13 protein-coding genes are annotated in these 13,800 nt (G+C 71.0%); 1 reads left to right on the plus strand and 12 read right to left on the minus strand.

The annotated features are described in order from the left end of the window. The first annotated feature begins 43 nt into the window (after positions 1–43). Positions 44–1,129 carry a glutamate--cysteine ligase gene (locus AB0J69_RS38845; protein ID WP_364128293.1) on the plus strand — a complete coding sequence of 362 codons (1,086 nt, stop codon included), beginning with the start codon at positions 44–46 and terminating at the stop codon, positions 1,127–1,129. Here the strand turns inward: AB0J69_RS38845 and AB0J69_RS38850 are convergent. From AB0J69_RS38850 to AB0J69_RS38905, 12 genes are all read right to left on the minus strand, one after another. Then, positions 1,126–1,866: a sulfite exporter TauE/SafE family protein gene (locus tag AB0J69_RS38850; protein ID WP_364128296.1), complete on the minus strand. Its 741-nt coding sequence runs from the start codon at positions 1,864–1,866 to the stop codon at positions 1,126–1,128. The two genes, AB0J69_RS38845 and AB0J69_RS38850, sit on opposite strands and share 4 nt — an antisense overlap. After that, positions 1,863–3,617: a gamma-glutamyltransferase family protein gene (locus AB0J69_RS38855; RefSeq protein ID WP_364128353.1), complete on the minus strand. Its 1,755-nt coding sequence runs from the start codon at positions 3,615–3,617 to the stop codon at positions 1,863–1,865. Before AB0J69_RS38855 ends, AB0J69_RS38850 begins: the two co-directional genes overlap by 4 nt. Before the next feature lie 50 nt (positions 3,618–3,667). Further along, positions 3,668–4,636: an oligopeptide/dipeptide ABC transporter ATP-binding protein gene (locus AB0J69_RS38860; protein ID WP_364128298.1), complete on the minus strand. Its 969-nt coding sequence runs from the start codon at positions 4,634–4,636 to the stop codon at positions 3,668–3,670. Then, complete coding sequence (locus AB0J69_RS38865; protein WP_364128301.1) at positions 4,633–5,598, minus strand: ABC transporter ATP-binding protein; 966 nt, start codon at positions 5,596–5,598, stop codon at positions 4,633–4,635. The genes AB0J69_RS38860 and AB0J69_RS38865 overlap by 4 nt, the downstream gene beginning before the upstream one ends. Then, positions 5,595–6,440 carry an ABC transporter permease gene (locus AB0J69_RS38870; RefSeq protein ID WP_364128304.1) on the minus strand — a complete coding sequence of 282 codons (846 nt, stop codon included), beginning with the start codon at positions 6,438–6,440 and terminating at the stop codon, positions 5,595–5,597. Before AB0J69_RS38870 ends, AB0J69_RS38865 begins: the two co-directional genes overlap by 4 nt. Next, positions 6,433–7,392: an ABC transporter permease gene (locus AB0J69_RS38875; RefSeq protein WP_364128307.1), complete on the minus strand. Its 960-nt coding sequence runs from the start codon at positions 7,390–7,392 to the stop codon at positions 6,433–6,435. Before AB0J69_RS38875 ends, AB0J69_RS38870 begins: the two co-directional genes overlap by 8 nt. Further along, positions 7,392–9,011 (minus strand): ABC transporter substrate-binding protein, encoded by a 1,620-nt coding sequence (locus tag AB0J69_RS38880; RefSeq protein WP_364128310.1) that lies wholly within the window; start codon positions 9,009–9,011, stop codon positions 7,392–7,394. The genes AB0J69_RS38875 and AB0J69_RS38880 overlap by 1 nt, the downstream gene beginning before the upstream one ends. 91 nt (positions 9,012–9,102) lie before the next feature. Further along, on the minus strand, positions 9,103–9,780 hold the full coding sequence (locus AB0J69_RS38885; RefSeq protein ID WP_364128312.1) for a GntR family transcriptional regulator: 678 nt from the start codon (positions 9,778–9,780) through the stop codon (positions 9,103–9,105). A gap of 24 nt (positions 9,781–9,804) precedes the next feature. Next, complete coding sequence (locus AB0J69_RS38890) at positions 9,805–10,593, minus strand: hypothetical protein (RefSeq protein WP_364128315.1); 789 nt, start codon at positions 10,591–10,593, stop codon at positions 9,805–9,807. Positions 10,594–10,603: 10 nt separating this feature from the next. After that, the gene (locus AB0J69_RS38895; protein ID WP_364128318.1) at positions 10,604–12,346 is read right to left on the minus strand and encodes a hypothetical protein; all 1,743 of its coding nucleotides are present in this window, start codon (positions 12,344–12,346) and stop codon (positions 10,604–10,606) included. After that, positions 12,337–13,086, minus strand: coding sequence for an ABC transporter ATP-binding protein (locus AB0J69_RS38900; protein WP_364128320.1), 750 nt, complete (start codon positions 13,084–13,086; stop codon positions 12,337–12,339). The genes AB0J69_RS38895 and AB0J69_RS38900 overlap by 10 nt, the downstream gene beginning before the upstream one ends. Then, on the minus strand, positions 13,083–13,688 hold the full coding sequence (locus tag AB0J69_RS38905; RefSeq protein WP_364128323.1) for a TetR/AcrR family transcriptional regulator: 606 nt from the start codon (positions 13,686–13,688) through the stop codon (positions 13,083–13,085). The genes AB0J69_RS38900 and AB0J69_RS38905 overlap by 4 nt, the downstream gene beginning before the upstream one ends. Positions 13,689–13,800 lie beyond the last annotated feature (112 nt).

The following is a 13,800-nucleotide window of genomic DNA, read 5'->3' on the forward strand; positions in this document are numbered from 1 at the left end:
AACCTCGTACGGAGGCGTGTGGACTCCCCTGCGAGGTGTGGGCATGGTTCCGCTCATCGGGATCGAAGAGGAATACCTCATAGTCGATCCCCGCACTCGCCACGTGGCCCCCCGGGCGGCCGAGGTCCTGACCGCGGCGACGGACATGCTTGACGTGGTGCACGAAATCACCAGATTCCAGGTGGAGGCCCGTACGCCGCCCTCCGCCGACCTCAGCGAGCTGGGCTCCCAGCTGCGCGCTGCGCGCAAGGAGGTGGCGGGCGCGGCCCGCTCGTGCGGCCTGGCCGTCGTCGCGAGCGGCATCCCCGTGCTGGGGAACGTGATGCCGCCGCCGCTCACCGACGACGACCGCTACCTGCAGGGCAAGGTGCTCTACCGCGCCCTGCAGGACGAGATCAGCATCTGCGCCCTGCACGTGCACGTGGACGTGCCGGACGCCGAGCACGCCGTCTACGTGGGCAACCACCTGCGTCCCTGGTTGCCGACGCTGATCGCGCTGGCCGCCAACTCGCCGTTCTTCGTGGGCCGCGACACCGGCTACGCGTCCTGGCGGGTGATCAGCTGGGGCCGCTGGCCGGTCTCCGGGGCGCCGCCGTTCTTCCCGTCGTTCGGCGCGTACGAGCTGGCCCTGAGGGCTCTGGCGGAGTCGGGCGCGCTGCTCGATCCCAAGACCGTCTACTGGGACACCCGGCCCTCGCCGCGCCTGCCCACGGTGGAGATCAGGGTGGCCGACGTGCCGCTCGACGTGGCAGACAGCCTCACCCTGATCGGGCTCATCCGCGCGCTGGTGGTCACCGCGCTGGCCGCCGTCAGGCGCGGCGACCGGGGGTTGCCCGTCCCGTCGGAGGTGCTGCGCGCCGCCTACTGGCGGGCGGCCCGCGACGGGCTGCAGGGCGACAGCCTGGACGTCCGGCACGGCACGCTGGTGCCCGCCGCGGTGATGGCCGGGCGCCTCCTGGAGCACGTACGCCCGGCGCTGGGGGAGGCGGGGGACCTGACGTTCATCCAGGAGGGCCTTGACCGGCTGCTGCGCAAGGGCTCGGGGGCCATGCGGCAGCGGCGGGCGTACGAGAAGGGGAACGACCTGGCCGAGGTGGTGGACGACCTGATCGAGGCGACCGTCGCCTAGCGCAACGCGAGGGCGGCGGCCACCCCCAGGCCGAACGCGACGACGACGCCGCGCAGCACCTTCGGCGGCATGAGCCGGGCCAGCCGCGTGCCCAGGAACCCGCCCGCCAGGCTGGCCGGGGCGATCACCGCCACGGCCTCCCACCGCACGGCGCCGAACAGCGAGAACGCGACGACCGACACCGAGCTGACGACCAGCGCGAGCGTGGCCCGCAGGGCGTTCACGCGATGCAGGTTGTCGTGCAGGAACATGCCGAGCACGGTCAGCAGCACCACCCCCATGCCACCGTTGAAGTAGGCGCCGTAGCACCCGCCGAAGAACACCCCGACGTACACCATCCGATTGGTCGGGCCGTCCGCCTCGCCGCCGAAGAGCTTGCGCAGCCACGGCTGCGCGAGCAGGGCGAGGCTGGCGAAGGCCACCAGCCACGGCACCATCGACTCGAACAGCTTGCCCGGCGTGAGCAGCAGCAGCGTGCTGCCCGCGCACGCCCCCAGCACCGCCGTGACCGACAGCAGCGTCGCCCTGCGGCGCTGGCCGCGCAGCTCGGCCCGGTAGCCGAGCACGCCGCCCAGGTAACCGGGCCACAGCGCCACCGCGTTCGTCACGGTGGCGGTCAGGCCCGGATAACCCATCGCCAGCAGGGCGGGGAAGGAGATGAGCGTGCCTCCCCCGGCCAGGGCGTTCACCACACCGGCCAGCAGACCGGCACCGACCAGGAAGAGCAGGTCGGTCATCGGCCGACAGCGTAGCCCTGGGCGCCACGCGGGTTGGCGGCGGCCTTGAGGAAGGCGCCGTCACGGGCGACCGCGCTGAGCCGGCCGAGCGACCACGGGCCCTGAGCCTCGACCTCGTGCCCGCGCCGTCGCAACTCCGCCACGACGCCCGCGTCCACCCGGTCCTCGACGTGCATGACGCCGGGGCGGGAGCCGCGCGGGAAGAAGGAGCTGGGGAAGTGCTCCGAGTGGAACATGGGGGCGTCGATGGCCTCCTGCAGGTTCAGGTTGCCGTGGACGACCGCGAGGAAGAAGTTCAGGCTCCACTGGTCCTGCTGGTCACCGCCGGGGGTGCCGAACGCCAGCCACGGCTTGCCGTCCCTGAGCGCGAACGACGGCGACAGCGTGGTACGCGGGCGCGCGCCGGGCCGCAGGGCGGTGGCCACGCCCTCCTGCAGCCAGAACATCTGCGCCCGCGTGCCCAGGCAGAAGCCCAGCGCGGGGATGGTCGGGGAGCTCTGCAGCCAGCCGCCGCTGGGGGTGGCCGACACCATGTTCCCGAACCGGTCCACGACGTCGATGTGACACGTGTCACCCTTGACCACGCCATCGCGTGCCACGGTCGGCTCGCCCACCCCCTGCGGCTTGCGGGCGCCGGACAGGCCCGGCGCGTCGCTGGCCGTGCCCGGGTCGGGGAAGACGGGCAGCCGGGGCGCGCGCCCGCCGGGGGCGCCGGGCCGCAGCTCCAGGCTGGCCTGGGCGCCGATCAGCCGGCGCCGCTCGGCGTTGTACGCCGGGCTCAGCAGGTCGGCCATGGGCACGTCGGTGTCGCCGTACCAGGCCTCGCGGTCGGCGAAGGCCAGCTTGGCGGCCTCGGTCACCGTGTGCAGGTAGTCGGCGCCGAGGAAGTCCATCGCGTCCAGGTCGAAGCCCTCCAGCAGGGCGAGCTGCTGCAGGAACACCGGCCCCTGACCCCACGGCCCCGTCTTGGCCACGGTGTGACCGTGGTAGTCGAAGGTCACCGGCTCCTCCACCGAGGCCGACCAGCCCGCCAGGTCGTCGCCCGTCAGCAGGCCGCCGTGCACCTCGCCCGAGCTGTCCCGCCAGGCGGTGCCGGCGCTGAACGCGGCGATCTCCTCGGCCACGAAGCCCTCGTACCACGCCTTCCTGGCGGCCTCGATCTGGCCCTCACGGGTGCTCGAAGCCGACTCGGCCTCGGCGACCAGCCGCCGGTAGGTGGCGGCCAGGACGGGGTTGGCCAGCTTCGAGCCGGGCTCGGGAACGTTCCCGCCGGGCAGCCAGGTCGCCGCCGACGTGGGCCAGTCCTCCCGGAACAGGCCCTGGACCGACTCGATCGTGGCCGCGATCCGCTCCAGCACCGGCACGCCGTGCTCGGCGTAGTGGATCGCGGGCGCCAGCACGTCGGCCAGCGACCACGTGCCCCAGCGCTCCAGCATCAGCATCCAGCCGCCGAACGCCCCCGGCACGGTGGCCGCGAGCAGCCCCGTGCCGGGCACCACGTCCAGACCGAGCTCGGCGAAGCGCTCGATGGTGGCCGCGGCGGGGGCCACGCCCTGCCCGCACACGACCGACACCTTCTGCTCGGCCTCGTTCCACGACAGGATCGGCACCTCGCCGCCGGGGCCGTTCAGGTGCGGCTCGGCGACCTGCAGCACGAAACCGGCGGCGACCGCCGCGTCATAGGCGTTGCCGCCGCGCTCCAGCACGCCCATTCCGGTGGCGGAGGCCAGCCAATGCGTGCCGGCGACCATGCCGAAGTCGCCCGTCAGCTCGGGCCTGGTGGTGAACAAACTGACTCCTTCTATAGGTTCGCGGCCGCGTCGGGGACGCGATCCGCCGTGACCAGGTGGCAGGCGGCCGGGTGACCGTTGCCACGTGGATCGTTCAAGAGGGGCTCGGACGTACGGCACTCGTCGTACGCCAGCGGGCACCGCGTGTGGAACCGGCATCCGGAGGGCGGGTCCACCGGGCTCGGCACGTCGCCGCCGAGCACGATCCTGCGCCGCTCCCGCTGCCTGACCGGGTCGGCCACCGGCGCCGCCGACAACAGGGCCTGCGTGTACGGATGCCGCGGCCCCGCGAAGATCTCGGCCGTCGGCCCCGACTCCACGATCCGGCCCAGGTACATGACCGCGATCCGGTCGGCCAGGAACTCCACGACCGACAGGTCATGGGTGATGAACAGGCACGAGAACCCCATGTCCCGCTGCAGGTCGGTGATCAGGTTGAGCACCGACGCCTGCACGGACACGTCCAGCGCCGACACCGGCTCGTCCGCCACGACCAGCTTGGGCTCCAGGATCAGCGCCCTCGCCAGCCCCACCCGCTGCCGCTGCCCGCCGGACAGCTCGTGCGGGTAGCGCTTGCGCATCTCCTGGCGCAGCCCGACCTTCTCCAGCATGGCGGCCACGCGCGTGGTCGTCTCCCGCCGGTCGCTCACCTTGTGCCGCAGCAGCGGCTCGCCCACGATCTGCTCGATCGTGAAGCGCGGGTTGAGCGAGGAGAACGGGTCCTGGAAGACCATGTGGACGTCCCTGCGCAGCGGGCGCATGGCCCGGCGCGACAGGTGGGTGATGTCCCGGCCGTTCAGCTCGATCGAGCCTGAGGTGGGCTCGGTCAGGCGCAGCACGCACTTGCCGACCGTGGACTTGCCGCTGCCCGACTCGCCGACCAGGCCGAGCACCTCGCCCTGGCCGATCTCCAGCGAGAGGCCGTCCACGGCGCGCACGGGGCCGTAGTGCTTGACCAGGTTGTCGATCCGCAGGATCACTTCCCACCTCCCGGGTGGAAACAGGCCGCCAGATGGCCTTCGGCCTGGCGGGCGAGCGGGGGCCTGGACAGCCGGCAGTCCGCCTGGGCACGCGGGCAGCGGTCCTGGAAGGCGCACTCGTCGGGGTCCGACATCGGCGAGGGCACCATGCCGGGGATCTCCGCCAGGCGGCCGTTCACGGCGGCGGAGGGCAGGGCCTTCATCAGGCCCAGCGTGTACGGGTGGCGCGGGTTGGCGAACAGCTCCGTCACCGGGGCCTGCTCCACGGCGCGGCCGGCGTACATGACCACGGCCCGGTCGGCGATGTCGGCCACCACGCCCAGGTCGTGCGTGATCAGGATGATCGCGGTGCCCAGCCGGTCCCGCAGGTCGCGGAACACGTCCAGCACGCCCGCCTGGATCGTCACGTCGAGCGCCGTGGTGGGCTCGTCGGCGATCAGCACCCGGGGCGAGCAGGCCACCGCGATGGCGATCATCACGCGCTGCCGCATGCCGCCCGAGAGCTGGTGCGGGTACTCCTTCATCCTGCGGACCGGCGCCGGGATGCCGACCAGCTCCAGCAGCTCCAGCGCCCGCCTGGCGGCGGCCTGCCGGGACAGGCCCTCGTGCCGGCGCAGCACCTCGGCGATCTGGAACCCGACGGTGAACGACGGGTTCAGCGAGGTCATCGGCTCCTGGAAGACGACCGAGACCGTCTTGCCGCGCACGCGCCGCATCTCCGGCTCGGGCAGCGTGGTGAGCTCGCGGCCCTCCAGCTGGATCGAGCCGGACAGCCGCGTCGTGTCGGGCGGCAGCAGTCTGGGCACCGACATCGCGGTGACCGACTTGCCGCAGCCGGACTCCCCGCACAGCGCGAGGATCTCGCCCTCGTCCAGGGTGAGCGAGATGTCCCTGACCGCTTGGACGAGACCGTCCTCGGTGGCGAAGCCGACGCTCAGGTCGGAGATCTCCAACAGGCTCATCGCGCGCTCCTCGGGTCCAGTACGTCACGCAGGCCGTCGCCGAGCAGGTTGAAGCCCAGCGTGGCCAGGGCGATCATCAGGCCGGGCCAGATGGCCAGCCAGGGCGCGTCACCGAGGTACTGCTGCGCGGTCGTCAGCATCACGCCCCACGACGGCGTCGGCGGCTGCACGCCCAGGCCGAGGAAGGACAGCGTGGACTCGCCGATGATCGCCGCCGGGATCGCCACCGTGGCCTGCACGATGAGCGGGCTGGCGCAGTTCGGCAGCACGTACCGGAAGATGATGTGCCCGTCGCCCGCGCCGTCGGCGATGGCCGCGGCCACGTAGTCCATCTCCCTGACCGCCAGCACCTCGCCGCGCGTGATCCGGATGATGGCGGGGAGCTGGGAGAAGCCCAGCGCCAGCACCACGCCCTTCAGCGAGGGCCCGATGATCGCCGCCAGGCCGACCGCGAACACCAGGAACGGGAAGGCCAGCGTCACGTCCACCAGCCGCATCACGATCGGGTCCAGCCAGCGCCGGTAGAACCCGGCGACCAGCCCGATCGGGATGCCGACGACCATCGCCAGCAGCGTGGACAGCACGCCCGCCTGCAGCGAGACCTGGGCGCCGTGCGCGATCCTGGCGAAGGCGTCCCTGCCCAGGTCGTCGGTGCCCATGGGGTGGGCGCCCGACGGGGGAGCGAGGGTGGCCATGTAGTCCTGCGCCGCCGGGTCGCCGGTCACCAGCGGCCCGAGCAGCGCCAGCAGCACGAACGCGATCACCAGCACCAGCCCGGCCATCGGCATCGGCCGCCGGCGGAAGCGCCGCCACAGCCTGGTCCGTCGCATCACCTCAGTCATGGCGGGCTCCTGACAGGCGGATCCTCGGGTTGAGGAAGGCGTAGGCGATGTCCACCAGCAGGTTGACCACCACGTACCCGATGACGGTGACCAGCACGACCGCCTGGATGACGGGATAGTTCCTGGTCAGGACCGCGTCCACGGTGAGCTTGCCGAAGCCGGGGATCACGAAGATCTGCTCGGTCACCACGGCGCCGCTGATCAGCGCGCCGAGCTGCAGGCCGAGCACGGTCACCACGGTCGTCAGGCTGTTGCGCAGCGCGTGCGCGCCCACGACCTTGGCCTCGGACAGGCCCTTGGACCTGGCGGTCCTGACGTAGTCGGCCGACAGCGCGCCGAGCATGGCGGAGCGGGTCTGCCGCATCAGGATCGCGGCGAAGCCGGTGCCGAGCACGAGCGCGGGCAGGAGCATGCGCTGCAGGTTCTGGGCGGGATCCTCGGTGAAGGGGACGTACCCGGAGGCGGGCAGGACCCGCCAGGTCACCGCGAACAGCAGGATGCCGAGCAGGCCCAGCCAGAAGTGCGGCACCGACAGCCCGGCCAGGCCGAACCCGGTGGCCACGTAGTCGGCGAATCTGCCCCGCCGGACGGCCGCCACGATGCCGGCGCCCACGCCGACGACGATGGCGACCAGCATGGCGAGCGCCGACAGCTCCAGCGTCACCGGCAGCCGCTCGGCCAGGATGTCAGCCACGGGGAGCTGATCCTGGGTCGAGCGGCCGAAGTTTCCGGTGAGGGTCTGGCCGACGTAGTCGAGATACTGCGCGGGCAGCGGCTTGTCCAGGCCGAACTCGTGCCTGATGGCCTCGATCGCGGCGGGCGAGGCCTCCTGGCCCGCCATGACCGAGGCCGGGTCTCCGGGCAGCGCCCGGATTCCCAGGAAGATCAGCACGCTGGACAGGAACAGCACGATGACGGCCGACCCGCAGCGCCGGAGGATGAACCAGAGCATCAGGCGGCGAACCCGGCGGTGACGAAGCGTGGCAGGCCGTCCTTGAAGTACTGGACGCCGGCGACGGTCTTGTGCATGCCCAGGTAGTACTTGTTGTGGTACAGGTACACGACGCCCCGGAGCTCGGCGGCCTTCTTCATCGCGGCGCCGTAGAGCTCGGCGCGCTTGGCCGGGTCCGTCTCGGCGGCGGCCTGCTTGATCGGGTCGTCGATGCCCGGGTCGGACATGCCGGCGTAGTTGTTGCTGCCCTGCGTGGTGACCAGGTTCGTGAGGTTGCCGTCCGGGTCCACGCGGCCCGACCAGCCGCTCAGCAGCACGTCGAACTTGCCGGCCTTGCCCTGCTCCAGGACGCTGACGAACTCGGCGGTCTGCACGCTCACGTTGAAGCCCGCCTCCTTGGCCATCGACTGGATGACCTGCGCCAGGCGCTGGTTGACGGCGTCGTTCGGGGTGGCCATCGAGACCGGGATCGGCGTCGGGACACCGGAGGCCTGCACCAGCTGCTTGGCCTTGGCCAGGTCACGCTTGGGGCAGGTCAGGTCCTTCGGCCGGTACGGGCTGTCCAGCGGCACCGGGAAGCAGTCGACCTCGTGCAGTCCGTTGTACACGGTCTTGTTGATCGCGTCGCGGTCGAGCGCCAGCTCGAACGCCTCGCGCAGCTGCGGGCTCTTGGCCAGCGCCGTGTCCACGGTGCCCGGCTTCTCGGTGGAGCCGTTGGCGTTGCCGATGTTGATCTGGAAGCCGTAGTAGCCCAGGCCACCGCCCGACACCACGGTCAGGTTCGGGTCGGACTGCACGCCCTTGACGGTGTTGGTCGCGAGCTGGTCGCCCACCTGCACGTCGCCGGACTTCAGGTTCGCGGCCCGCACGTTGGGGTCGACGATGATTTTGTATACGAGCTTGTCCAGCTTGACCTTGGCCGCGTCGTAGTAGTCCGGCGCCTTGTCCAGCACGATCTGGCTGCCGGACGTACGGCTGGCGAACTTGAACGGCCCGACGCACACCGGGCTGGCGCCGAAGTTGTCGCTCCCGGCGTCCAGCGCCTTCGGCGACATGATCATGCCGGCGCGGTCCGCGAGCTGCGCGGTCAGCGGCGTGAACGCCTGCGTCAGCGTCAGCTTCACCGTCGTGGCGTCGACGACCTCGACCTTGGACACCGCCGCCAGGTCGGCCTGGCGGGCGGACTTCTCCCACGTACGATGCCGGTCCAGCGACTTCTTGACCGCCTCGGCGTCGAGGGCCGTGCCGTCGTTGAACTTCACGCCTTCGCGCAGCTTGATCGTCACTTCCTTGCCGTCGCCCGAGAGCTCCGGCATGGCCGCGGCGAGCTGCGGGATCAGGGTGGAGGAGGCGTCGATGTCGTAGAGCTTCTCGCACATGTTCGCGAACACCTCGCGACCGACCAGCGTGGTCGAGATGCTCGGGTCCAGGGCGTCGGGGTCGGCGGGGAGCGCGATGTTGAGCGTGCCGCCGGCCTTGACCGGCCGGTGGTCGGCCGAGGCGCTGGCTATGGAACTGGGTGCCGCGGGTGTGGTGCTCGTTCCGCCGCCGCCACCACAAGCCGCCAGGGCGAGGGGGAGGGTGACGAGCGCCGCGACGACCTTGGGGGACGGTCGCATGGTGCCTCCGATGAAAACGTTTAGGAGACTGTATACAAGATCTGACATTTCAGGGATGTTTCATGACCCTATGTCGTTATCTGAGTGTTTCCTAATTGTTTGGGGGTTTTGGCTCCCGGCGGGCCGAGGCCAGGAACGACCGCCTCGCCGCGGCCACGTGTGCGATGGCCCTGGCCTGCGCTTCGTCCTCGTCGCCGGCCTCGATGGCCTCGCACAGGCTCAGGTGCTCCTGCCAGGAATGCGGCCCGCGGGCGGCCGCGGTCTGGCTGAAGATCCACTGCGCCCGCTGGAGCATCGGTTTCATCATCAGGGCGAGGTAGGAGTTGCCCGCGGCCTCGCCCACGGCCAGGTGGAACGCGGTGTTGAGGTCGGCCACCTCGTTCAGCCGCCCGCTTTCGACCGCCTCCTTGGCCTGCTCCAGGACCCGGCGCAGCCGCTCGGCCGAGGCTGGGGTGCGCTTGCGGGCCGCCAGCCGGGCCGCCAGGCCCTCGACGGCCATGCGTACGTCGAACAGCTCCTCGCCCTCCTCGGCCGACAGGCGGGCGACCGTGGCGCCGAGCCGGGGGACGACCTGGATGAACCCCTCGGCGGCCAGCACCCGGATGGACTCGCGTACGGGGTTGCGCGAGACGCCGAGCGCGGCGGCCAGCCGGTCCTCGACCAGCCGCTCACCCTGGGCGAGCTCGCCGGACAGTATGCGGCGGCGCAGCTCGTTGGTGACCTCGTCCCGCAAGGTCCGGTGGGCCGCGCCCAGCGTGAGATCAGTCATATCGGGCTAATCGTATACAGGAGGTCAGCCGCCCTGCGTCGGGTACCAGTCGGCGTCCGTCACCTCCCTGGCCGCCTCCCAGAGACCGTCGAACTCCCCGATGAAGTGCCGGCACCAGTCGCGATCGCGGCGGCCGTCGAGCGTGAAGCCCGGATTGCGGGTGGGCGAGTGGTGGGTGCCCATCTCGATCTGGATCACGCCGTCGTCGTCCGCCGGATCCAGCATGAGCATGCCGAACCCGGGCAGGAACGGCAGCAGCCGCACTTCGAGGCGCTCCTCGGTGTGCAGGTCGCGCAGCATGTAGAGCGTGGACCTGACCCGATGCTCGAAGACCTCCGACTGGTCGGGGATCAGGCATATCCGCGCCGCCTCGGCCGGAGCCGTGCCCGCGGGATCGATCACCAGCACCTTGACCGACGCACCCCGTTCCAGGCTTTTGCGTAGATCGTCAACGTAGGCGCGGATCGTGCGGCCGAGCGTCACCCCGGTGAAGCGGATGTCGTCCGCCCGCGCGATCCGCTCCCTGAGATCCGCCCGCTCGTTGCTCAGGAAGCCGTCGCCGGCCAGCTTGGTTTCCACCAGGCGGCTGAGCTCGGCGACCCGCGCGTCGAGCTCGGCCACCTGGTGCCGGGGCCCGAGGGCGTTGACCGCCACGAGGGCGAGCGTGGCCAGCGTCGCGGCGCCCACGACCTTGGTGTCGACCTTGTCGAAGACGCCGAGCACGCCGACCACCAGCGCGATCAGCGCCGTCACGTAGATCTCGAGGTTCTTGCCGGTGCCGAGGTCCGCGCGTAACCGCTCCAGTAGCCGCATGCGCTGGTTCTTACCCGGCCGCCGCCTTCTTCTTCGCCCGGTGCGGGAGCCACAGGCCCGTGCCGTACATGGTCAGGCCGACCAGGATGAAACCGATCGCCACCGGCCAGCGCAACCCCGGCTCCATGTACGTGGCCAGGAACCAGGAGTGCCGGAGCTGCCCGTTGGAGACCATGACCGCCGCGACGACGCCCTGCGGGATCAGCGGGATCGCGCCCAGCGACCAGCAGATCACCACGATCGCCCGATGCGACTTCGGCATGTCGGGCAGCTTGAACGAGGACGGCTTGGCGCTCTCCGGCCTGCGTCCCGTACGCATGAGGTGCAGCAGCTCCGGCCCCTGGGCCGCCAGCCGCCGATCCGCCAGCAGGCCCAGGCCCCAGTAGCACAGCGCGCCGGTGGCCAGCCCGGCCGCGACGCCCCACCAGCCGTACAGCGCCGCGACGGCGATGGCCGGCGCGCCGGTCAGGGCCACGAGCACCATCATCAGGTACGCCAGCCCGGTCAGGGCGCCGTCCTCCTCGCTCGTACGCAGCGGGTTGCCGCCCCGTTTCTGCGGGTCGGTGCTGGGCACCAGCGCGTACACCGAGATGAGCGGCACCAGCCCCGCGCCGCCGCCGAGCAGCGCGGCCGTGGCCGTCAGGATCACCGCCCACGGGCCACCGGTGATCAGCGTGAACGCCACCGCCACCAGCACCGCCACCGGGCCCACCGTGACCAGCCAGGCCAGTTGCCTGCCCCGCACGTCGGAGGAGCCCGGCGTCATCAGGGCGAGCCAGAGGGAGGTGCCGTCGGTGCCGTACAGGTTGGAGGTCATCGCGGCCGCCATGATGATGAAGATCGGGGCCGCCCACGGCAGCATGTCCGTCCAGCCCAGCACGAGCGGCGCGCCCGCGAAGAACACCCCGTAGGCGAGGGCGAACGTGAGCTGGTGGTTGCGCACCAGGTCCCGCGACCAGGTGCGCAGCTCCTTGGCCACCACCGCCTCCCGGCCGTTGCGGGCCCGCATCGGCCGCCGGCCGCGGGTCGAGGGCCGGTTCGCGCCCGCCCGGCGGGTCAGCAGCCCCGCCCACGCCGCCAGCAGCAGCGCGATGAGCACGACCATCGCGGCCAGCGCCAGATAGTCGCCCTGGACGGAGAGCAGCCCCCAGCCGGACGGCAGGTAGCGGACGAACTCCGGGATCTGCGCGCCCTGCCCGAACGCCACCGCGAACACCCACGCCTGGCCCAGGAAGGCCAGCACCACACCGTTGAGCACGCCCGCGCCGATCGCCCCTGCCCGCGAGCGCAGCGCGATGCCCAGCAGCGCCACCGCCACCTTCGACAGCAGCACGAACACCGCCAGCTGCAACACCATCGCCGGCACCGCCACGAGCGCGTTCACCGGTGAGGTGGCCGCGACCACCAGACCGGCCAGCGCGATCAGGCCGATCACCGGGGCCACGCCCACGAACGCCGACACCAGCAGCCCGGCCGCCAGCCGCCACGGGGGCAGCCCCATCAGGGAGAAGAACTCCGGGCGGAGCGTCTCGTCACCGCCGCCGGAGAAGACGGGGCCGATGATCCAGCCCAGCATCCACACCGCGAGCGCCGCGGCCAGCCAGTCGCCCTCCAGGAAGGCCAGGTAGATCGTGCCCGCCGCGAGCACCAGGCCGAGCGTGCCGCCCGAGGCCATCATGGCGCCCTTGTCGCCCTTCAGCGAATGGCGCAGGATCGCGAGCTTCATCCGGGCCATGGTGACGGCTACAGCCATGACAGCCCCTTGGTCGCGGTGGTGCCGGAGCCGACCAGTTCCACGAACCTGTCCTCGAGCGTGGCCGTGCCGCGTACCTCGTCCAGCGTGCCGGCCGCCGCCACCCGGCCCTTGTCGATCACGCCCACGTGGTCGCAGAGCTGCTCCACCAGCGCCATCACGTGGCTGGACAGCACGATCGAGCCGCCGCCCGCCACGAAGCCGCGCAGAATCGTCTTGATCGTCGCCGCCGAGACCGGGTCCACCGCCTCGAACGGCTCGTCCAGCACCAGCAACTTGGGCGCGTGCAGCAGTGCCGTGGCCAGAGCGATCTTCTTGCGCATGCCCGTGGAGTACTCGATGACCAGCGTCTTCTCCGCGCTGTCCAGCTCCAGCACCGACAGCAGCTCCTCGGCCCGCTCGGCCACCACCTCCTTGCTCAGCCCGCGCAGCAGGCCGAGATAGGTGAGCACCTCACGCCCGGTGAGCCGCTCGGGCATCGCCAGGCCGTCCGGCAGCACGCCGACGAGCTGCTTGGCCTTCCCCGGGTCGGACCAGACGTCCGAGCCGAAGATCCACGCCGCCCCCGAGTCGGGCCGCAGCAGGCCGACCGCCATGGACAGCGTGGTCGTCTTGCCCGCGCCGTTCTGCCCGACCAGACCGTAGAAGGAGCCCTGGGGGACGGTCAGATCGACGTGGTCCACGGCGGTTTTGTCGCCGAAGGTCTTGACTAAGCCCTTGATCTCCAAGGCCGCTGTCATGGTTGTCTCCTGGTCGCGATGGTGAAGGTGGTGACCAGCTCACGGGTGAGCAGGTCGAGGTCGAAGTCGGGGTCGTGAAGGAGCCGCCCCGGCACGGCGTCGATGGCTCCCCGGATGGCGATGGCCATGGTCCGCTGGTGGAAGTCGCGGAACTCGCCGGTCTGCCGGCCCCAGTCCAGGACCTTCTCCAGGTCGGTGATGGCCACGTCGGCCTGCTCGGCGTACGGCCCCGGGCCGCTTTCCCCGCCTTGGGCGTGCGTGACGATCTCCACCAGAGCCAGGAGGGGCTTGCGGTGCAGCCGCATGAACTCGAGGTTGCCCTCGATGTACGCGCGCAGCGCCTCCGTCGCGGAGGTCTGCGCCAGGATGCGCGGGACCATCAGGTCGGTGGCCAGCTTGGCCACCTCCGCGACGACGGCCTGGATGAGCTGGTCCTTCCCACCGAAGTGGTACGAGATCACGCCGGTGCTGATTTTCGCCTGCCTGGCGATCCTGGCCATGGTGGCGTGGGCGTAGCCGTGCTCGGCGAGCACCTCGATGGCACACGCGATGATCTGGGCCCTGCGGGCCTCTTCAATGAACGTGCGACTTTCTGGCTGCACATGCAGAACTTTAAACGGTCATTCAAATTTTTGGAAGAGCAATCAGCCACTGGCATGCTCTGGTCCCGGAAGTCACGCCTTCAAGGCGGATACGCGCTGGTCCGCAGCTTCG

Source organism: Nonomuraea sp. NPDC049709 (assembly GCF_040674815.1).
In the GTDB taxonomy this organism is placed as follows: Bacteria; Actinomycetota; Actinomycetes; order Streptosporangiales; family Streptosporangiaceae; genus Nonomuraea.